The following is a 20,433-nucleotide window of genomic DNA, read 5'->3' as shown; positions in this document are numbered from 1 at the left end:
ATGTCGAACTCCTCTCTGGTCCAACCATCCCGCCAGCGTACGGGCGGCCGCTGAGCGCGCCGCCCGGACCGCCGCTCATTGTCGACGATGCGGCGGCGACGCTGGGCGCAGTTCGCGCCGACACGCCTGGTACAGACGCGACATCCTGTGAGAATGAGATTATCACCAGCGGTAAGTAGCCTGGTTGCACTGCGACCAGAGCGGTCCGAATCCCGCCTCCATAGTGCGGAAATGATATTTCCGGCAATTCAGTGCAGCTGGTCCTTCATCACCTTGCCCGTCGCGTTGAGCGGCAGCGCGTCGACGAACACGACCGTCCTCGGCACCTTGAACCCGGCCATTCGGTCTTTGCTCCAGCTGATCAGTTCTTCGGCCTCGACATTCGTGGCCGCCTTGCGCACCACGAACGCCTTGCCCACCTGGCCGAGCCGGTCGTCGGGCACTCCGATCACGGCGGCCTGGGCGACGGCCGGATGCTCCATCAGAAAGCCCTCGATCTCGGCCGGGTAGGCGTTGAACCCGCCGACGATGAACATGTCCTTCTTACGTCCGACGATCTTGAGTCGGCCGGATTCGGTGAAACTGCCCAGGTCACCGGTGTGCAGCCAGCCGTCGGCATCGATCGCCTCGGCGGTGCCGGCCGGGTCGTCGAAATAGCCCTGCATCACGCTGTAGCCGCGCACCAGCACCTCGCCGTCGTCGGCGATACGCACCTCGACCCCGTCGCAGGGCAAGCCGGCCGTGGTGGCGACGTCCTCGGCGGAGTCACCCGGACGCGACAGTGTCGCCGTCCCGGCCTCGGTGAGGCCATAGCCGGTGGCCAGCGTCTGGAACGGGAGCTCGTCGTGCACCCGGCGGATGAGTTCGACGGGGATGTCGGCGGCACCGGTCACGCCGGCCCGCAGGGTGGCCAACTTGCTCTTGTCCGGTACTGCCAGCAGTGAGTGGTACAGCGTAGGCGGGCCCGGCAGCATCGTGATCCGCTCGGCGGCGATCAACTCGACGACGCGGTCGACATCGAACACCGGCACCGGCACCATCGTGGCGCCGCGGATGAACGAGGCGATGCAGCCGGCCTTGTAGCCGAACGTGTGGAAGAACGGGTTGACGATCAGGTAGCGGTCGCCGCGGCGCAGGTCGGCGAGATCGCACCACTCGGCGTACATCCGCAGGTTCTGCTGATGGTTCATCATCACGCCCTTGGGCCGGCCGGTGGTCCCCGAGGTGTAGATGATGTCGGCGATGTCGGTCCCGCTGACCGCACGTTCGAACGGACGGCCGGCCTCCAGGAACCCGGACTTCAGATCGATCGTGGGCACACCGGGCGGGGTCACGAAATCCTGCCCCAGGAAACCCTTCTCGATCAGGACCGCCTTGGCGCCGCTTCGGGTGATGATGTCGGCCGCCTCGGCCTGTTTGTACCGCGTGCTGACCGGGACGACGATGCCCCCGGCGGTGAGCACCCCGAACGCCGCGATCATCCAGTGCGCGGAGTTGGGCGCCCAGATCGCGACGCGGTCACCCTTGTCGACACCGAGGTCGGCGAACGCGCCCGCCGCGCACCGCACCCGGTGCGCGACTTCGGCGAAGGACAGGCGCAGCGGACCGTCGACGACTGCTTCCGAGTCGCCGAACCGGTCCGCCGCGCTGGCGACCATCTCGGGGATGGTCTGCCAGGTATTGCTCAATTGCGTCCGAGCCGTCACACCGTGACGAGTCGGGACAGGTTGCCGCCCATGATCTTTGCCTGATCCTCGGCCGGCAGGTGCTGCAGCGCCTCGACATAGTAGGTCGGCTCCGCCAGCCCCTCGGGGTGCGGCCAGTCCGAGCCGTACAACACCTGATCCACGCCGACGAGGTTGACCAGATCGTCGATGCCGTCCTCGAAGAACGGACTGACGTGGATCCGGCTCTTGACCATCTCGACCGGGTCGCTCGGGAAGGCCTCCGGGGCCTTGCGGAAGACCTCGGCGAGGCCGTCCAGCAGCGGCGTCATCCACTTCGAGCCGGCCTCGACGATCGCCACCTTCAGCTTCGGATGGCGGTACAGGGCACCGTGAATCACCCACGACCCCACCGAGTCCTGGATCGGCCGCCATTCGTTGAGGATGCCCATCGCATTGGTCTGGAAGGGCAGCATTTCCTGATCGGCACCGTCCCACTCGGAGGTGTACCGGGAGTAACCGCTGTCGGACGAGTGCATGCCGACCAGCAGGTCGTACTCGACGACCCGCTCCCAGAACGGATCGAACTCAGGCAGTGCGAACGACCGCGGACCGCGGAATCCGGGGACCGGGGCCGGGCGGACCAGGATGCAGCGAGCGCCGCGCTTGACCACCCACTCCAACTCCTCGATCGCCTTCTCCACGATCGGCAGGGTGATCACCGGGGTGGTGAAAATCCGGTTCTGGTAGTTGAAGCCCCAGACTTCGTCGAGCCACTGGTTCAGCGAGTGCACCAGGACGTGGATGGCGACCGGATCGTCGCGCAGCCGCTCCTCGATGAGGCTGGCCAGTGTCGGGAACATCAGGGTCTTGTCCAGACCCAACTCGTTCATCACCTCGAGGCGAGGAGCCGGCTCGAAGAAGGCCGGGATCGCGCGCATCGGCTCACCGAACAGCTCGCGCTTGGTCTTGCCCTCCGGGTTACCGTACTTGAAGTACTCCTCCCAGGCGCCCGGCCGGGCGACGACCTCGAAAGTCGGGTTGGGGATGTAGTTGCTGATCTGGCCGCGCAGCGCGATCTTGGTGCGCCCGTTCACCTGCACGTACTGGACGTAGTCCTTGTACTCCTTGGGCAGGAACTTGGTCAGCGCTTCCGGCGGCTCGTAGAGGTGGTTGTCCGCATCGAAAATCGGAAACGGGACGTCCACCCGGTGGGAAAGTTGACCCATTCTTCCTCCTACTTCAGTCGTGAGAACGATATTCTCATTATGGACTAACCGCAATACCCGGAGCCGATGACCCCCTCGGTCTCGAGTATCGCGATGGCCTGCTCGGACAGGCCGAGTTCGGTTAACAACTCGTGGTTGTGCTCGCCGAGCAGCGGCGCCGGCCAGGCGTGCACCGGTCGCGGGCCGCGGGATCCCCGGAACGGCATGGTGGTGAACCTCGCCGGCGCGTTGACCGGATGGTCGAGCACCTCGAAGAAGCCGCGCGCGGTGAGCTGTTCGAGCTCGGGCTGCCGGTGCGGTTGCATCACCTTGGCCACCGGGACCCCCGCCGGCCACAGGGCCGCGACGATCTCGTCGCCGGTGCGCTCGCGGCACCAGGCACCGACGAACTCGTCGATGAAGTCCTCCCGCTCGCGCCGACCGCGGGCCGTGGCCAGGTCCGGATCGGCGGCCCAGTCCGGATCGCCCAGTACCTCGCACAGTGATCGCCACTGCTCATCGCTGGCAACCGCGATCGCGACCCAGGAGTCCTCCCGGCCGAACTCGTCGATCTCGTTGGTCTGGTAGAGATTCTGCGGCGAGGCCGCGGGCCCCCGGTTACCCGCACGCTGCAACACCGCCCCGTTGGCGCTGTATTCGACGATCTGCTCGGCGGCGATGTTGAGCGCGGCATCCACCATCGCCGCCTCCACGAGCACCCCCTCGCCGGTGCGCCTACGGTGCTCGAGCGCGAGCAGCACCGCGTTGATCGCGTGGAGTCCGGCGTTGGGATCGCCAACAGAGTACGGTTCGTAGGGATTTCGGTCCGGGTAACCGGTGAGCCAGCTGATGCCGGCCGCCGCTTCGATGACATACGCGAAAGCCGGGTTGTCCCGCCATGGCCCGTCCAGCCCGAAGCCCGGCATTCGCAGCATGACGACGTCGGGCCGGATCTGTTGCACGGCAGGATAATCCAAGCCGAGATGTTCGAGCACCCTGGGCGTGAAGTTCTCGGCGACCACGTCGGCAGTGGCGATGAGCCGGCCCAACAGTTCTCGGCCCCGTTCGGTACCCAGGTCGAGCGTGATGTCCTTCTTGCTGGTGTTCAGCGCGGCGAAGATCGGCTGCTTCTCCCACCACTGATCTTCGGTGGCCGGGACGCCGGCGATCATTCGGGTGCCGTCGGGGCGACGGGCGGACTCGACATGGATCACCTCGGCACCGAGCAAGGCCATCAGATGGGTGCACGACGGCCCGGCCCAGAACGTCGTGAGGTCGATAACTCGAATTCCGCTCAGCGGCAGTCGGTCTGCAGCGGTACCGGCCTGCCGCGGAGTTCGGGTGGCGTTGCGCTGCCGGTCGGTGTGCTCACCGAGCCGCGGCGCCGCCGACGGCGGGCGCAACTCGACACCGGTGATCCGGTACGGATGGGCCGGCTGGCGAAAGCCGGCGGGATGGGTGACGAACGATCCGCGCGCAATGAAGTGTTCCAGCGACTCGACGGTGTCCGGGGTCGCCACCGGGGCGTTGGGGATGCGGAAGGCCGTCGCGAGATCGCGGATCTCGTCACCGGTGCGCTCGGCCATCCAGGCGTAGAGCTCGCCGGATTTCTCGTTGGCCTGCTCGGTGATCGTCAGCGCCGAGTCCTCGACGATCCAGTCCTCGTGTCCGGTCATCGCGCACAGGTCGAACCACTGCTGGGCAGTGCCGCACCCGACATCGACCAGACCGTCTTTGGCCCGCGCGATACCGGGTACGGTCAGCTTGCGCGCATCGCGCCAGGGCCGGCCCAACATCTCGTAATACGTCACCGGGTAGTAGGTCAGGCCCATGACGTGGCTTTCCAGCATCGACAGGTCGATGAGCTCACCGCCACCACCGCCGAGCACACGCATCCGGGAGGCCATGATCGCCGCGCTGGCATATGCCCCGGACAGGTAGTCACCGACCCGGCCGCCGACATATACCGGAGCGCGATCCGGTGCGCCCCGGCCCAGGCCGACGATCCCGCCCGACCAGGCCTGCAGCGTGAATTCCGTTGCCGGGCGGTCACTCCACGGCCCCTGCAGGCCGAATGGGGTGATCGCGGTGACAATCAGGTGTGGGTGCGCGGCCTGCAAGGCCACCGGCGCCAGGGTCGGATCGTCGGCCACTGGTGAACCCGGTGACCACACCACCGCGTCCGCCGAAGCCAGCAGGTCGTGTACGAACGCCAGATCATCGGCGACACCCGGGTCGGCCACCACGCTCTGCTTGCCGCCGGCGAGGAAGCCGAACAACGCCCCGTCCTCCCCCGGACCGATCGGCGTGCCCGACGCCGACCATTGCCGCAGTGGATCCCCCTCGGGTGCCTCGACTTTGATGACCTCGGCCCCGCCGTCGGACAGGAGCTTGGTGCAGTAACCGCCGGGAATCCCGGTCGACAAGTCGACCACGACGAAACCGGTCAGCGGCGAGTCGGCCATGGCGCTACTTCTTCTTCTTGGATTTGGTCGTGGTCTTGGTCTTGGTCTTGGCGTTCTTGCGGCCGGCCTTCGACAGCCGCCACTCCGGCGGGAACTTGCTGTCGTTGTCCTTGACGGCGCCGGAGAGTCCCTCATCGAGGGCGGAGTGCATGTCGAACTCGTCCTCGTCGTGGGCAGCGGTGCCGCCGAGTGACTCGAAGGTGCTGCCCAGCAGGCTCCCCAGGTACTCGCCTTGGAACTGCTTGAACACCTCAAAGAACATCTTCTGCTGAAAGACGGTATCGGTGGGCCGGTTTCGGGCACACGCGAGCGCGTACCGCTGCACCTCGTCCTCGAGCTCGTCGCGCGGCACCACGCTGTTGAGGAAGTTGCACTCGTACATCTCGTCGGCGGTGAACGGCCGTCCGGTGTAGACCATCTCCTGGAACTTTCGGATTCCCATCATCTGGGTCCACCACCACATTCGGGGGCCCCAACCGTAGTAGCGGAACGACGGATGGCCGAACAGCGCGTCATCGGAGGAGATCACCAGGTCCGCGTCGGCGGCCTGGTAGAAGTGCCAACCGTAGCAGTACCCTTTGACCTCGAGGATCGAGATCTTCTTGAAGTCCTGCAGGGTGCGGATGCCCGAGTGCGGGCTGGCATACCAGGCACCGACGGTGGCGCCGCGCCGAAAAGACCCCTTGGGTGGGTATTTCACCTCGCCGGGCGCGATCCGGAACTCCGACAGCCGGGGTCCGTCGTCCTCGTCGTTCTGCAACTCCATGAACTCGGGAAGGTCGGCACCACTGCCAAGGTCTTCGCCGGCACCGCGGATGACCAGAACCTTCACCTGGTCGTCCACTCCGGCCTGGTAGAGCAGGTCCGAATAGCGCAGGCGTGCCGCCGCAGTCGGCGCGTTGAGAAACTCGGGCCGGTCGAAGGTGATCGTCGCGATCTTGGTCTTCGGGTTCTTCTCGTAGCGGATGATCTCCTCAGCCGACGGGCGCTTCGCCTCAGCCATGGACCGGGCTGGCGCTCGCCGCGGCGCTCAACGCCGGGCTAGACGTCAGTACCTCACATCCGTCGGCGGTGATCAGCACGGCATCGCGGGTGATCACCGAACCGACCGACTCCTCCCAGACGTGGGCGGTGACGGCGAGCACCATTCCCGCCTCCAGCAGTTCAGCCTCGGCGGTCGCCCGCAACTGGGGAGAGACGACCGGCGGATCGAAGCCCAGACCGAGGCCGTGCGCCACCGGCATGACCGGCAGCCGCTCACCGGCGTGGGCGTAGGCGTCCAACAACGCGCTCGTCGCCACGCCGGGTCGGCATGCCTCGACCAGCCTGTCCCACAGGGCATCTCGGCGCCGGTACAGTCCGCGCACGGCATCGGTCGGCTCACCGACGTAAAGCGTGCGGGCCACCTCGGCGACATATCCGTCGGCCAGCACCCCGGCCGACAACACCACCAGGTCACCCTCGCGTATCACACCACCGCCCTCGGCGCGGCGCCACGGATGCTCCTTGGACGTCACCCAGGCGGCCTCCTGGGTTGCCGGGGTACTCACCCCACCGGCGGCCTCCGCCTCCAACACGACAGCGGTGATCGCCTTCTCCGTCGTCCCCGGACCGAGCGCGGCGACACCCGCGGCCAGGCCCTCCTCGGCGATCGCCAACGCGTGACGCAACGCCTGCACCTCCTCGGGAGTCTTGATCCGGCGGGCAGCCTGCATGGCCTGCTCGGCGTCCACCAACTCCGCGTTCGGGAACGCCATCGGTAACAGTTTGGCGAAAGTCGGTGTCAGGGCATCGGTACCGACTCGCCGCGCGGTATCGGCACCCTTGATGCTCTTCAGGATCTCGACCAGTGTCATCGGGTTCCATGCGAACCCGTAGAGATTCTCGTGCGGGATCTCCTCGGGAATGCCCTCATCCCACGTGCTGTTGAGATGGATCTCGCCAGTAGCGCGCACGAATTCGCAGATCGGCCCGAATGGGCGAGTGCCCACCACCCATAGCTGGGGGGCACCGGAAACATAGCGGACGTTGGCCTGACGGCCGAGCACCAGCACGTCGAGGTCGTGGGCCTCCATCTGGGCCAGGGCCCGCTCGCGACGGCTGACACGCAGAGCCCTGGCATCGGCCTCGATCTCAATTCCCATTGGGCACCTCATAGGGGTCGTACGGATAGGCCGTCAGCGGCATCCAGCCACCTTCGGTGACCACCACGATCTCCTCGCCGCGATAGCCGCCGGTACCGTCCTCCCATACCACCGGCTCGAACACCAACAACATGCCGGGCGGAAAGACGAAGTTGTCGTCCCATTCCTGGCCGAGATCCGTTCCGATCATCGGCATTTCGGCTGCGCTCGTGCCGATCCCGTGACCCAGGTAGAAGTGCGGCAGCCACGGCTTCTCCCCGCCGGCGGCGGCGATCGCCGCGCGTCCGAGGTCACCACAAGTGGCGCCGGCCTTGGTCACCGACAGCACCCCGTCGACGATCCGGCTCCATTTCTCGAACTGGTGCTGCTGCGCCTGTGTCGGTTCCTGACCCACGATCCAGGTGCGCCCGTGGTCGGAGCAGTAGCCGTGGTAGGAGATGGACACGTCGGTCCACAACACGTCGCCTTGTGCCAGCTCGCGCTCGGTCGTCAACAAAGGCAAGGCGAGATCGCCGGTAGTGGTCCAGGTTCCCTGCGCCTTCGACGTGGGCATGACCTGCCAGATCGAGTCGAACATGTTGGTGGTCGCGCCGAGTTCGAAAGTGCGACGCACGAATTCGGCCGACAGATCGATCTGACGGACGCCGGGCGCCAGCGACTTCGCAATCTCGGCGACAGCCAGTTCGGTGATCTGGGAAGCTCGCCGAAGGCAGGCGATCTGGTCGATCGTCTTGACGAGTTTAGCCGCACCGATCACCGGGCCGGCGTCCACCGGCGCGCTGGGGAACAGCGCACTGCCGGCGCGCCGCATCGCCCCGGTCAACTCGTCGGTCGCGACCGTCGCACCCGCCGGGACCAGTCCGGCCAGGATCTTCGCGAATTCCGCTACACCTTCGGAGAATTCGAGGTAGACCGGCCCATGCAGATGGTCATCGGGTAGCCCGGACTCCATCGCCGCGCCCTCACGGAACGGCAGGAACAGGTGCGGGTGCTCGTCGTCAGCCAGGATCACCGCCACCGGCCGCTCGACATGCGACAACCCGGCGTCCGCCAGCGGCCAGCTGATACCGGTGGCGTAGATGACGTTGCCGTTGCCCAGTAACACCAGTGCGTCCACGCCCTGATCGGCCATCGCGGCATGCAGACGCGCACCGACTTCGCTGCGCATCCGCGCGAAGTCCGGCTCGGCCGGGATGTCCAGCCAGCTACACCCGGTCCGGGCGATCTGGGTGACGCCGGAATGGGTAGACGTTGTCACAAGGTCCCCAGGAACTTCTGCACGTTGGTGCTGACGATCTTCACGGCAGCCTCTGGACCCACCGTCTCCACCACGGATGCCAAGGACTTCTCCGAGTAGCCGAATGTGCTCTCGTTGTGCGGATAGTCCGACGACCACATCACGTTGTCGACGCCGATCTGTTCGATCAGCTGCAGACCCAGCGGGTCGACCATGAATGACGCGGTCATGTGCTTGGACCAGTAGTCACGCACCGGGTGCTGTAGCTCGTGGTTGAACATGTGCCGATAAGAGGCCAGCATGTGCTCGGCGTCCTGCAACGCGGTGGGAACCCAGGCGATGCCTCCCTCGAACCAGCCGATCTTCAGGGTGGGATGCCGGTCGATGATGCCCGAGAACACGTACTTGGCGAACTGCTCGCGGAACGAGTCGACGTTGACCATCATGCCGACCACCACGCTGTTGTTCTGGCACGGAGTCTTCGGCGGGGTCTCGCCGATGTGGTGGCTGACCGGCAGGCCGGCCGCCTCGATCTCGTCCCAGACCGCGTCCATATCGGTGCTGCCGTAATCGTAGATATTGCCGTCGTCGTCCTTGCCCGGGTTCAGCGGCAGCAGGAACGTCTTGAGTCCCAGCGACTTGAGCTCCTCCAGGGTGCTGCGCGTGCCCTTCGGGTCCCACCAGTTGATCAGCCCGACGCCGTAGAAGTGACCGTTGGAGCGCTCCTGCAGATCGGCGATGTGCTCGTTGTAGATCCGGAACACCCGCTCCCGCAGCGCTTTGTCGGGGTAATGAAACAAGGCGAGTACGGCATTCGGAAACGCGAGTTCCTTGTCGATGCCGTCCTCTTTGAGCTCGCGGATGCGGGCCTCGATGTTGTTCGACGCCGCGCCGGCGAGGTCGTCATACTGCATGAGCACCCGACCGAAGTCACCGCCGGTCCAGGCCTTGCCCTTCATGCCGACCATGTAGGCGCCGTCCTCGTACCAGATGCGCGGGGCAGCACCCTTGAGTTCCTCGGGGAAGCGCTCGTAGAAGATGTCGTCGGCCACCGAGATGTGGTTGTCGGCCGAGAAGATCTCGGTCCCGGCCGGAAGGCCGACGACCCCGCCGGTGGAATGGCCGTGGCGGTTCTTGGGCGCACCGAAACCTTCGGGCGGATACAGCGTGGCTGTTGCACTGGTCATTCTGGTCTCCAATCAGGGCTGAGGGATGTCGTTCGGGTGGCTACCAGGTAACGGGGACTTCGTAGACTCCGTAGGCGAGGTGGTCTTCCGCGAACGGCACCTCGTCGAACGGGATCGCCAACTTCATGTCGGGCATGCGGCGCAGAACGGTGGGGAACACGATCTGCATCTCGGCACGGGCCAGCTGCTGGCCGACGCATTGGTGCCGGCCGTAGCCGAATCCCAGCTGCTGGCTGGCGTCACGGGTCAGGTCCAGCTTGTCGGGGTCGGGGTACATGGCGGGATCCCAGTTGGCCGGGGCCAGATCCAGGATCACGCCCTCGCCGGCCTTGATGGTCTCACCGCCGATCTCGATGTCCTCGAGGGCCACCCGGCGCTGACCGGTCTGGATGATCGACAGGTAACGCATCAACTCCTCGACGGCGTTCGCGATGAACTTGGGGTCATCGGAATCACGCAGCAGCGCGGCCTGTTCGGGGTTCTGCAACAACGCCAGCAGACCGAGCCCGATCATGTTGGCGGTGGTCTCGTGCCCGGCGATCAGCAGGCCGGTGCCCAGCTGCGCGGCCTCCTTGACGTCGATCTCGCCGGCGGTGACGCGTTCGGCGAGGTCGGAGATGGCGTCCTCGGCGGGCTCTTCCTGCTTCTTCTTCACCAGGTCGATCAGGTACTGGTGCAGCGACATCGCGCCCTTTTGCATGGCGTCGGCCGCGGCGTAGCGGGCCAGCCCGGCGTTGGCGTGCTCCTGGAAGAACTCGTGGTCCTCATAGGGCACGCCGAGCATGTCACTGATGACTCGCGTCGGCACCGGCAGGGCGAGCTTGGCGACCAGGTCGGCGGGCTGCGGCCCGGCGAGGATCTCGTCGATGCACTCGTCGGTCACCTGCTGGATGACCCCGCGCAACGTCTCCACCCGGCGGAAGGTGAACGGCTTGGACAGCATCCGCCGGAACCGGGTGTGCTCCTCGGCATCGGACGTGAACACCGAGCGGGGCCGCTTGTCGACCGTGGACAGCATGTGCTCGTTCCAGTGCGGGAATCCGCTCTTGCGGTCGTCGACGCTGATCCGCGGATCGGCGAACAGCGAGCGGGCCGCTTCGTAGCCGGTCACCAGCCACGGGGTGCTGCCGTTCCAGATCCGCACCCGCGATAGCGGCTTGGTCTCGTTCATCTTGAGCAACTCGGGCGGCGGGGCGAACGGACAGCTCGCCGCGCGCGCCATCGGATAGTCCGGAACGGCCCCGGCCGCCTCGGTGGCGTCAGTGGTCAAAGTGTCCGACATGCATTACTCCTCGACGTAGATGGCCTGCGCGGGACAGGCCGCGGCGGCCCGGCGCACGTTGTCGGCCTCGTCGGCCGGGGGGTTGGTGGTGAGCAGGACGACAACGCCGTCCTCGTCGCGCTGATCGAAAACCTCGGCGGAGTTGAGTACGCATTGACCGGAGGACACGCACTTGTCCTGGTCGACGGTGACCTTCATGGTGGACCTAACCTTGTCGTGTCACGGGCGCCAGCCACAGCCCGACGATCCCGTCGATGAGCCCGGAAGCGGCTGTCCGCCAACTGGTTAAGGGCAACGACGTGCCCTCGGCGAGGGCCCGCTCGTATTCCGCGCAGGTGTGGATCAGCAGGTTGCGCCCCATGATCTTGCGTTCCGCGCGGACGTGGGCCGGCAGATCGGGCAGGCAGCGATTGACGCCCTCGAGCACGGTGACCAGCGTCGGCAAGGTGAGCGCGTCGCGACTGACGGTCCGCTGGTAGGCCGGGTCGGCCATCACCTGCGCGGCGAACCGGGCGTACCAGGTGGGGTTGCCCAGGGCGGTCAGGTGATCGGTCAGCGGTAGCACCAAACACTCGACCCACTCGCGGAGTTCGGAGCCGTCCGTCATCGCGGCGACGCGTTGCTCGCGCAGCTTCTCCACCGGGATGGCGTGCTTGTGCTCGATCGCGCGGACGAGATCGGTCTTGGTGCCGAAGTGATAGCCGACGGCGGCGTTGTTGCCCTGCCCGGCGGCCTCGCTGACCTGACGGTTGGACACCGCGAACACACCGTGCTCAGCGAAGAGGCGTTCGGCGGCGGTGAGGATCGCCTCACGGGTCAGGCTGGCCCGGTCGGTGCGGGTGCTCCTGGAAGGGGTGGTCGCAGTGGTCATCGTGTGTTGAGTCAACGCCGTGATCATCATTAAGTCAAGCGACTGATTTAAGAATCCTTGGGTTTCTTCTTCGGCAACGGCTTGCCCGCCGCGGTTCCGCCGTCCACCGGCAGCACCGTCCCGGTGACGTACGGCGAGCGATCGCCGGCGAAGAACAGGATCGCCTCGGCGACGTCGGCCGCGGTCCCCTCCCGCTCCAGGGGCCGGTCGGCCCGCATGGTCGCCCGGATGCCCGCCTCGAACTTCGCCACCTGCTCGGCGTCCATCCCGTGTGCCGACTTCGACACGATGGCGGTTCGGATGTGGCCGGGTGCCAGACAGTTCACCCGGATCTCGTAGTTCGCCAGTTCGATGGCCGCGCACTTGGTGAAGTGGATCACCGCGGCCTTCGACGCGCGATAAGACATCACCCCGCCACCGGCCTGGATTCCGCCGATCGAGGTCAGGTTGATGATCGAGCCCCCGCCGGTCGCCTTCATGTGCCGGGCGGCGTCGCGGGTGCCCGCCATCACGGCCTTCAGGTTGACCACCATGACACGCTCGAAATCACCAAGGTCGTCGTCGAGGAAACTGCGGTGCATCTTCCCCGAGACCCCGGCATTGTTGACCATCACGTCGAGCTCGCCGAATCGCTCAACGGCAGCGTCGATCAGGCTGGTGATCTGTTCGGTCACCGCGACGTCGGTCGGCAGGAACAGCGCCTTGGCGCCGTGCCGGTCGGCCAGCGCCTGACCCTGTTCGACGTCGATGTCGCCGAACGCGACGCTTGCACCCTCTGCCAGGAACCGCTCGACGATGCCCGCCCCGAGTCCGGATGCCCCGCCGGTGACGACGGCGACCTTGCCTGCCATTTCGTTGCCCATGACGGCCCAATCCCTCTCCTCCGCACGCCGGTCCGGCGGCGTACGCAGTCAACTCGGTTCGTCCGACGCAAGTCAAGCGGTTGATTTAAATGCGATCTCGCCGAGGCTGTCGCTATCGCGCAAAAGTGCGAGTGGACGTGTCGACAGTTACCGCCTGGAAGTGGGCGACAAACCCATTAGTGCGGCTAAGCGAGCAGGAAGAGAACCATGTTCTCTCACTTCGCCAGCAAACCTCACGCAATCCGCACATGGCATTGACACGTTTTGAACCGAACTGCAACAGTTGCTCCACCTAGCCCACGGAAGGGACACCCGGTGACAGTCAGTGCCGACAGGGATCTTCATTACGATCCGTACGACGTCGACCAAAACATCAACCCGTTTCCGATGTTTGCGCGGCTCCGCGAGGAAGCGCCCCTCTACTACAACCCGGACCTCGACTTCTATGCGCTGAGCCGGTTCGACGACGTCAACAAGGCCGTCATCGACCACGAGACCTTCATTTCCGGTCGGGGCGCGTTGCTGGAGATCATCAAGTCCGGGATGGAAATCCCGACCGGGACACTGATTTTCGAGGATCCACCGATCCATAACATCCACCGCAATCTGCTCTCGCGGGTGTTCACCCCGCGCAAGGTGGCCGCACTGGAGCCGCAGATCCGCGAGTTCACCACCCGCTGCCTGGATCCGTTGGTCGGCACCGGCCGGTTCGACTTCGTCAACGATCTCGGCGAGCAGATGCCGATGCGGGTGATCGGCATGTTGCTGGGCATTCCCGAAGATCGCCAGCGCCAGATCACCGATCACGGTGAGGCGACACTGCAGTCGGAGAAGGTCGACCTGCTGGCCACCGGTGAGGTATTCGCCGAATTCATCGACTACCGGCGCGACCACCCGTCCGACGACATCATGACCGATCTGCTCAACGCCGAGTTCACCGACGAGACCGGTACGGTGCGGCGGCTGCATCGCGAGGAACTTCTGCTGTACTTGACGGTGATCGCGACCGCCGGGTCCGAGACCACCACCCGGCTGATCGGCTGGGCCGGCAAGACGCTGGCCGAGTACCCGGACCAGCGTCGCGAGCTGGCCGCGAATCCGGCCCTGATCCCCCAGGCGATCGAGGAGATCCTGCGCTGGGAGCCGCCGGCATTGCAGATCGCCCGCTACGTCGCCCGCGACGTCGAGTACTACGGGCAGACCGTGCCCGAGGGTTCGGCGATGCTGATGCTCGTCGGTTCGGCAAACCGGGACCATCGCCGGTTCGCTCCCAACGGTGACGTGTTCGACATTCACCGGGAATTGAAGTCGCACATGACGTTCGGGGCGGGCACCCATTTCTGCATGGGCAACGCGCTGGCCCGGATGGAGGGTCGCATCGCCCTCGAGGAGATCCTCAAGCGCTTCCCCACCTGGGACGTCGACTGGCCGAACGCGGTCAAGTCCCAAACCACTGCGGTCCGCGGCTGGGACGCCATGCCGACGATCGTTGAATGACCTCCACCAACCACGACACGAGGATTGAAGACACCATGGCAGGACGGGTAGAAGGCAAGGTCGCATTCATCACCGGCGCGGCACGCGGGCAGGGACGCGCCCACGCGGTCCGGCTGGCGCAGGAGGGCGCCGACATCATCGCGGTCGACATCTGCAAGAAGATCGACACGGTCGACCTCATCGCCGCGTCCACCCCAGAGGATCTGGCCGAGACCGCTGATCTGGTCAAGAACGCCGGCGGACGCATCTTCACCGCCGAGGTCGACGTCCGTGACTACGACGCGCTCAAGAGCGCCGTCGACTCCGGTGTCGAGGAATTCGGCCGGCTCGACGTCATCGTCGCGAACGCCGGTATCGGCAACGGCGGGGAGACGCTGGACAAGACCAGCGAGACCGACTGGACGGCGATGATCGACATCAACCTCGCCGGGGTGTGGAAGACGGTGAAGGCCGGCGTGCCGCACATCCTCGAAGGCGGCCGCGGCGGGTCGATCATCCTGACCAGCTCCGTCGGTGGGCTCAAGGCCTACCCGCACACCGGCCACTACGTGGCCGCCAAGCACGGCGTGGTGGGCCTGATGCGCACGTTCGCCGTCGAACTGGGCGCGCAGAACATCCGGGTCAACTCGGTGCACCCGACGAACGTGAACACCCCGCTGTTCATGAATGAGGGCACGATGAAGCTGTTCCGCCCCGATCTGGAGAACCCGGGTCCGGAGGACATGAAGGTCGTCGGGCAGCTGATGCACACGCTGCCGATCGGCTGGGTCGAACCCGAGGACATCGCCAACGCGGTGCTGTTCCTGGCCTCCGACGAGGCCCGCTTCATCACCGGTGTCACGCTGCCCGTCGACGGCGGCAGCTGCTTGAAGTGACCGTGCCCGATCTCACCGTCCCCAGCGAGTGGGACGAGATCACCCCCGAGTGGATGACCGCCGCGCTCGGCTCGCACTTCCCGGATGCCGAAGTCGGCGCCGTCGAGGTGGCACTGCGGGACGACGGGACCAACCGGCGGGCCCGCTTGCGGCTGTCCTACGCGGCGGGTACCGGGCCGGACACGGTGTTCGCCAAGGCAGTCGACCCGGCCCACGCCGAGTTGGTGGCACTCACCAGCGGGCTTTACCACGAGCCGCGACTGTTCTCCTCGGGAGTGACTCTGCCCCTTGCCCATCCGCGGGTGTACGCGGCGGTCTACGACGAGTCCGCGTCGAACTTCCTGATGGTCATGGAGGACGTCTCGGCCCTGGGGGCCGACCCGCGTGATTCGACACGACCGCTGACGGTGGATCAGGCCGCCAGCGGCGTGCGCGGGCTGGCCCGGATGCACAGCCAGTTCTGGGGTGATCAGCTGGTGAACGACCCGCGGCTGGCCTGGGTCGAACCGTTCGTCCCGTTCGCCGGCCTGGAACTGGCGCCACTGGACATCGCCTACGAACGCCTCGGCGACACGGTGCCCGCCGAGATCCCGGCCATGACCGGCACAGACCTGTTCGTCGATGTCTGGGCCCGCTACATCACGACGCTGACCAAGACCGCACCGACCCTGCTGCACGGCGACCCGCACATCGGCAACACCTATGTGCTGCCCGACGGCGAGGTCGGGTTTCTGGACTGGCAGATGGTGCGGCGTGGCAACTTCTCACTGGACCTGGGCTACTTCCTGCAAGGCGCGCTGACGATCGAGGATCGGCGTTCCGCCGAACGCGCGCTCGTCGAGGAATACCGCGCGGCGCTGACGCTGCCCGCCGACGAGATGCCGTCGGCCGACGAGGTGTGGATACGGTACCGCGCCTCGGTGGCTCATGGACTGGCGATCTGGATCGCCACCCTCAGCGGCGGCGACGCCTGGCAACGCCCGGAGATCTGCCTGGCGTTCGCCCAGCGCTACGCGGCGGCCTTCGTGGAATTGGAGACTCGCGCAGCCCTTGACGCCATCGCCTAGCCCCGCTCCGCAGCAGACCGTGCACACGTTCTGCCGGTACTGCCTGGCCTCGTGCGGTGTCGAGGTCACCGTCGAGTCCGGGCGGGTCGTGAAAATCTCTGCGGACAAACAGAATCCGCACAGCTGGGCCGATTTCTGCGCCAAGGGCCGCACCGCCGGCCGGCTCGTCGAGCATCCCCGCCGGATCACCCGGCCGCTGCGCCGGGTGGGTGAGACCTACGTCGAGGCAACGTGGGACGAGGCGATCGCCGACATCGCGGCGCGGATGTCGGCGATCATCGACGCCGGCGGACCGGACGCGGTGGCCACCTACACCGGCAACCCGGCCGGGTTCTCGTCGTCGAACCTGCTCTTCATGACCGGCTGGCTCGACGCCATCGGCAGCCAGAACCGCTACTACGTCGGCTCGGTGGACCAGAACGCCTTGCACGTGGTCGCCCAGGCCATGTACGGGTCGCAGCTGTTCGTCCCCGTCTCCGATGTCGACAGCTGCGATTTCTTCCTACTGGTCGGCGCCAATCCCGCCGTCAGCGCCTGGAATTGGGTGGAGACCGTGCCCGGTGGGTGGAAGCGCGCACTGGCACGGCAACGGCAGGGGGCCAGGATCGTGGTGGTCGACCCGATCCGCACCGAGAGCGCCGAGAAGGCCGACACACATCTGGCGATCCGTCCCGGTCAGGATTGGGCGCTGCTGCTCGGCATGGTCAAGGTCATTCTCGACGAGGGCCTCGAGCACTGGGGCGACTGTGCCGACCTGGCCCGCGGGGTGCCCGCGTTGCGCAGCCTGCTCGCGGCGGCCGACCTCGACGACCTGGCCGCGCGGTGTGACATTCCGAAGGCCGAAATCGAGAATTTGGCACGGGATTTCGCCGCCGCCCCGGGCGCGATGGTGATCACCCGGACCGGGGTGTCGCTGCATGTGGCCGGAACCATCGGCGAGTGGCTGGGTCATGTCCTCAACGTGATCACCGGCCGGATGGATCGCCCCGGCGGCCGCCGCTTCGAACGCGGCTACGTCGACGCGCTGAAGTTGGCGGCGCTGGCCAAGCCCGCGGACCATCGCAGTCGGCTGCAGGGCCGGTCGATGGTGGCCGGCCATCACGGCCTCGACGAATTGCCCGACGAGATCACCACGCCCGGCCGGGGGCAGATCCGGGCCATGGTGATCAACGCGGGCAACCCCGTCGTCTCGGGCCCCGACGGCGCGCGGCTCGACGCCGCGCTGGGCCAACTGGACCTGCTGGTGGTGATCGACTTCCTGCAGCGCGAGAGCCACCGGCACGCGCATTGGCTGTTGCCCGCCGCCCACTGGCTGGAACGTGACGACCTGCTCGCGCTGACCAGCGGCCTGCACGACGAGCCCTACATCCAGTACGGACGACGGGCGGTCGAGCCGGCGGGCGAGGCCCGCGAGGAGTGGCGGTTCTTCCTCGACCTCACGCTGGCGATGAAGCGGCCCTTCCTCGGCATTCGGGGTGTCAACGGATTCGTCAGCGCTACCCGCGCGATCGCCAGAGTCACGCGACGGCCGTCGCTGGCGTTCGGTCCGCACTGGATCGACCGGATGCTCGTCGCGGCCAGCCGCGGTATCAGCTGGCGAGCCGTCATGGCCCACCCGCACGGTTGGGTGTTCGGGCAGCGTGAATTCGGGCAGCTGCGAAAGGCTTTACGCACCGCCGACAAGCGGATCCATGTCGCCCCACCGGAGTTCGTCGCACGCACCCTGGAACTGTTGGGCGAGCCGCATCCGCAACCACCGGCCGGGCTGCCCTTCCAGCTGGCGAACAGCCGTCGCCGGCATTCGATGAACTCCTGGCTCAACGACATCGACGGCCTGCATCCGTCGGGCAAGGACAACCACGCGGTGATCAACGCCGCCGACGCGGCGGCGCTCGGTATTGCCGATGGCGATCGCGTCCGGGTGTTCTCCGAGGTCGGTGAGGTCGAACTCGCCGCCGAGGTGAACGACCGGCCGCGGCCCGGGGTGGTCATCGTCGACCACGGCTGGGGTTCGCGGGTATTCGACCCCCGCGGCGGGGCGGCGCCGATGTCGTTCGGCGTGAACCGTAATCTGCTCGTCGGCGGCTCCCCGATCGATCCGCTGTCGCAGACCCCGGCGTTGAGTTCTGCGTTTGTGGGTGTGGAGCGGATCGGTCCGGGTTAGCCGGTTCAGCCGTGGCCGGTTGCCGTCCCTGCTCGGGTACGGGCCGCGTGCTCGCCCGCGCGTCTGCCCGAGAACACACAGTCGGCCAGCGAAAGCCCGCTGACATACGAGTTGGAGCAGACGCCGACGGCATTGCGGCCCGCCGCGTACAGGCCGGGTATCGACGTGCCGTCGACTCGTCGAACCTGGCCGCTGGCGGAATCCACCGTCAATCCGCCCAAGGTCAGGCCGGGCACGAAGTCCAGCGGAGAGGGCTTCAGCGAGATGTCGATGCCGTAAAAGGGCGGCTGCTGGATGGGTGTGCACACCTCGGCCGCCTTGTGCAGCGGATCCTCGCGACCGTCACGGATGGCCGCGTTGTAGGCGTCGACGGTGGCTGACAGGCCGGTCTGTGACACGCCGAGCTTGGCTGCCAGTCCGGCCAGCGTATCCGCCTTCCGGTGCGCCCCGGCGAAAACCGGTGCCATCATGGCGCGCTGGAAAAGTTGTGTCTGCGAGAAGAATTGCGACTTCGCGCGATCCCACATCCGTGAGTCCAACACCAGGAATCCTTTACCGCTGTAATCGCGGATCATGGCCCGGGCGTGGGTTGCTCCGTACAGATCTTCGTTCGCGATCCGCGCACCGCTGAGCCCCACCGCGACACCTTCGATCATCGCCGACGGAGGTGAGATGAAGCGCCAGGCGGTCACGCGGTCGAGGAATTCCGCCGAGCCGCCCGCACTGAGGCCGAGGAGGATGCCCGAGCCGTCGTCGCCGGCGGTGCCCAGGGGAGATACCAGCACATGGGCCGGCGCGTGCCGGCGAACCATATCCCGGTTGAAGATGAACCCGCCGGCGGCCAGAACCACTGCCGGTGCGGTGAAACTGCGTGTCTCGGCGGCCCGCCGCCAGACCGCGTCGGCCTGCCGGTTGATGAGTTGTCCGATCGGCGGTACCCAGTTGATCAGCTTCACGCTGGCCCGCGTCAGTCGCCGGCTCAGGCGGGAGTGCCATGATCCGGCATCCCCGACGGTGCGGCACGAGATTCCGGTGATCTCGCCGGCCGCGGTGAATTCCAACCGCTCGGCGCGCGTCATGGGCGCAAACGTGACTCCCGACGCGAGTGCCGCATCGCGCATGGCTTCCCACAGCACCCTGCCCGAACTCATCCCGGGCGCTATCTGACGGTGGCCGCGTGGTGCGGGAATAGCGTTGCGGTTGTAGGGATATGCCTTCTCGTTGCCGGAGTAGTAGAGGTAGTGCCGATCGGTCGGGTATGACGTCTTGTAATCACACAGCGAGGAGGCGAAGCGGGCGCCATGCTTCTCCAGCCACGCCAATTGGTCGACGCTGCCGTCGCAGAATCGGCGCAGGGTCTCGTCGTCGACGACACCCTCGACCTCCTGGTGCAGGTAGTCGAACATGTTGTCAGGGCTGTCTTCGAAACCGGCCTGCTGCTGGTACGGGGTACCGCCCCCGGCGTAGACGATGCCGCCGGACAAAGCGGAGGCACCCCCGCCGAGTCCACGGTCGATCACCAGCACCTTCGCCCCGCTCTCCGCCGCGGAGATGGCCGCGCAGGCGCCCGCCATACCGAACCCGACCACGATGACATCGAAATCCCATCCCGACTCGCTCAATTCGACTCTCCCATCTCGTGCGCTATCTGATGGCCGCCGCGACATCGTCGGCCATCGCGGCGAGCTGCGGTCCCCAGTTGCCCCAGTCGTGCTGCCCGCCGACCGGGAAGTCGAAGTGCCCGTTGCGGCCGCCCAGTGAGCGGTAGTGCGCGTAGAAGGTGCGGTTGCTGCCCTGGGCCTGATCGCAGTAGCCGATCATCGCCGGCGGATCGGCACACGTCAGGGTTTGCGGACTGAACACCCACAGCCGGGTGTTGTTGTCCACCAGCAACTGGGCGTGCACATTC

General features: G+C 66.5%; 17 protein-coding genes. 4 read left to right on the top strand and 13 right to left on the bottom strand.

What is annotated here, in order from left to right:
* Window positions 1-248: 248 nt before the first annotated feature.
* The 11 genes from ORI27_RS13485 to ORI27_RS13435 are packed head-to-tail and all read right to left on the bottom strand — an operon-like array spanning window position 249 to window position 12,921.
* Window positions 249-1,706 carry a FadD3 family acyl-CoA ligase gene (locus ORI27_RS13485; protein ID WP_265997370.1) on the bottom strand — a complete coding sequence of 486 codons (1,458 nt, stop codon included), beginning with the start codon at window positions 1,704-1,706 and terminating at the stop codon, window positions 249-251.
* Entirely contained in the window at window positions 1,703-2,893 is a 1,191-nt protein-coding gene (locus ORI27_RS13480; RefSeq protein WP_265997369.1) for an amidohydrolase family protein, read from the bottom strand. The genes ORI27_RS13485 and ORI27_RS13480 overlap by 4 nt, the downstream gene beginning before the upstream one ends.
* 44 nt (window positions 2,894-2,937) lie before the next feature.
* Window positions 2,938-5,337 carry a CaiB/BaiF CoA transferase family protein gene (locus tag ORI27_RS13475; protein ID WP_265997368.1) on the bottom strand — a complete coding sequence of 800 codons (2,400 nt, stop codon included), beginning with the start codon at window positions 5,335-5,337 and terminating at the stop codon, window positions 2,938-2,940.
* Between the two features lie 4 nt (window positions 5,338-5,341).
* Entirely contained in the window at window positions 5,342-6,340 is a 999-nt protein-coding gene (locus ORI27_RS13470; RefSeq protein WP_265997367.1) for an enoyl-CoA hydratase/isomerase family protein, read from the bottom strand.
* Complete coding sequence (locus tag ORI27_RS13465) at window positions 6,333-7,481, bottom strand: M24 family metallopeptidase (protein WP_265997366.1); 1,149 nt, start codon at window positions 7,479-7,481, stop codon at window positions 6,333-6,335. Before ORI27_RS13465 ends, ORI27_RS13470 begins: the two co-directional genes overlap by 8 nt.
* Window positions 7,471-8,739, bottom strand: a complete 1,269-nt coding sequence (locus tag ORI27_RS13460) for a M24 family metallopeptidase (protein WP_265997365.1) — start codon at window positions 8,737-8,739, stop codon at window positions 7,471-7,473. The genes ORI27_RS13465 and ORI27_RS13460 overlap by 11 nt, the downstream gene beginning before the upstream one ends.
* Entirely contained in the window at window positions 8,736-9,905 is a 1,170-nt protein-coding gene (locus ORI27_RS13455) for an amidohydrolase family protein (RefSeq protein ID WP_265997364.1), read from the bottom strand. The genes ORI27_RS13460 and ORI27_RS13455 overlap by 4 nt, the downstream gene beginning before the upstream one ends.
* A gap of 40 nt (window positions 9,906-9,945) precedes the next feature.
* Window positions 9,946-11,187, bottom strand: a complete 1,242-nt coding sequence (locus ORI27_RS13450; protein WP_265997363.1) for a cytochrome P450 — start codon at window positions 11,185-11,187, stop codon at window positions 9,946-9,948.
* 3 nt (window positions 11,188-11,190) lie between these two features.
* Entirely contained in the window at window positions 11,191-11,385 is a 195-nt protein-coding gene (locus ORI27_RS13445; RefSeq protein ID WP_265997362.1) for a ferredoxin, read from the bottom strand.
* 7 nt (window positions 11,386-11,392) lie between these two features.
* Entirely contained in the window at window positions 11,393-12,058 is a 666-nt protein-coding gene (locus ORI27_RS13440) for a TetR/AcrR family transcriptional regulator (protein ID WP_265997361.1), read from the bottom strand.
* Between the two features lie 47 nt (window positions 12,059-12,105).
* Window positions 12,106-12,921: an SDR family NAD(P)-dependent oxidoreductase gene (locus tag ORI27_RS13435; RefSeq protein WP_265997360.1), complete on the bottom strand. Its 816-nt coding sequence runs from the start codon at window positions 12,919-12,921 to the stop codon at window positions 12,106-12,108.
* A 315-nt stretch (window positions 12,922-13,236) separates the two neighbouring features.
* Here ORI27_RS13435 and ORI27_RS13430 point away from each other — a divergent pair, with 315 nt between their 5' ends.
* The 4 genes from ORI27_RS13430 to ORI27_RS13415 are packed head-to-tail and all read left to right on the top strand — an operon-like array spanning window position 13,237 to window position 18,524.
* On the top strand, window positions 13,237-14,418 hold the full coding sequence (locus tag ORI27_RS13430) for a cytochrome P450 (RefSeq protein WP_265997359.1): 1,182 nt from the start codon (window positions 13,237-13,239) through the stop codon (window positions 14,416-14,418).
* A gap of 35 nt (window positions 14,419-14,453) precedes the next feature.
* A complete protein-coding gene (locus ORI27_RS13425; RefSeq protein ID WP_265997591.1) occupies window positions 14,454-15,293 on the top strand; it encodes a mycofactocin-coupled SDR family oxidoreductase in 840 nt (279 codons plus the stop codon).
* Window positions 15,294-15,346: 53 nt separating this feature from the next.
* Entirely contained in the window at window positions 15,347-16,360 is a 1,014-nt protein-coding gene (locus tag ORI27_RS13420) for a phosphotransferase (protein WP_407666309.1), read from the top strand.
* Window positions 16,344-18,524, top strand: coding sequence for a molybdopterin-containing oxidoreductase family protein (locus ORI27_RS13415; RefSeq protein ID WP_265997357.1), 2,181 nt, complete (start codon window positions 16,344-16,346; stop codon window positions 18,522-18,524). Before ORI27_RS13420 ends, ORI27_RS13415 begins: the two co-directional genes overlap by 17 nt.
* A gap of 5 nt (window positions 18,525-18,529) precedes the next feature.
* Here ORI27_RS13415 and ORI27_RS13410 read toward each other — a convergent pair whose 3' ends face one another.
* The gene (locus ORI27_RS13410) at window positions 18,530-20,146 is read right to left on the bottom strand and encodes an FAD-binding protein (RefSeq protein WP_265997356.1); all 1,617 of its coding nucleotides are present in this window, start codon (window positions 20,144-20,146) and stop codon (window positions 18,530-18,532) included.
* Window positions 20,147-20,168: 22 nt separating this feature from the next.
* Window positions 20,169-20,433: alpha/beta hydrolase-fold protein (locus ORI27_RS13405; protein WP_265997355.1), on the bottom strand; the 265-nt coding region annotated here is incomplete at its 5' end.

Origin of the sequence: Mycobacterium pinniadriaticum (genome assembly GCF_026242045.1) — a bacterium.
In the GTDB taxonomy this organism is placed as follows: domain Bacteria; phylum Actinomycetota; class Actinomycetes; order Mycobacteriales; family Mycobacteriaceae; genus Mycobacterium; species Mycobacterium pinniadriaticum.
This window is presented reverse-complemented; position numbering and strand designations above follow the sequence as displayed.

Bases quoted from the DNA above. Each gene is read 5' to 3' on its own strand.
- ORI27_RS13470 (WP_265997367.1), bottom strand. From the start codon at position 6,340: ATGGCTGAGGCGAAGCGCCCGTCGGCTGAGGAGATCATCCGCTACGAG.
- ORI27_RS13420 (WP_407666309.1), top strand. From the start codon at position 15,347: ATGACCGCCGCGCTCGGCTCGCACTTCCCGGATGCCGAAGTCGGCGCC.
- ORI27_RS13455 (WP_265997364.1), bottom strand. From the start codon at position 9,905: ATGACCAGTGCAACAGCCACGCTGTATCCGCCCGAAGGTTTCGGTGCG.
- ORI27_RS13475 (WP_265997368.1), bottom strand. From the start codon at position 5,337: ATGGCCGACTCGCCGCTGACCGGTTTCGTCGTGGTCGACTTGTCGACC.
- ORI27_RS13425 (WP_265997591.1), top strand. From the start codon at position 14,454: ATGGCAGGACGGGTAGAAGGCAAGGTCGCATTCATCACCGGCGCGGCA.
- ORI27_RS13465 (WP_265997366.1), bottom strand. From the start codon at position 7,481: ATGGGAATTGAGATCGAGGCCGATGCCAGGGCTCTGCGTGTCAGCCGT.
- ORI27_RS13445 (WP_265997362.1), bottom strand. From the start codon at position 11,385: ATGAAGGTCACCGTCGACCAGGACAAGTGCGTGTCCTCCGGTCAATGC.
- ORI27_RS13480 (WP_265997369.1), bottom strand. From the start codon at position 2,893: ATGGGTCAACTTTCCCACCGGGTGGACGTCCCGTTTCCGATTTTCGAT.
- ORI27_RS13435 (WP_265997360.1), bottom strand. From the start codon at position 12,921: ATGGGCAACGAAATGGCAGGCAAGGTCGCCGTCGTCACCGGCGGGGCA.
- ORI27_RS13440 (WP_265997361.1), bottom strand. From the start codon at position 12,058: ATGACCACTGCGACCACCCCTTCCAGGAGCACCCGCACCGACCGGGCC.
- ORI27_RS13450 (WP_265997363.1), bottom strand. From the start codon at position 11,187: ATGTCGGACACTTTGACCACTGACGCCACCGAGGCGGCCGGGGCCGTT.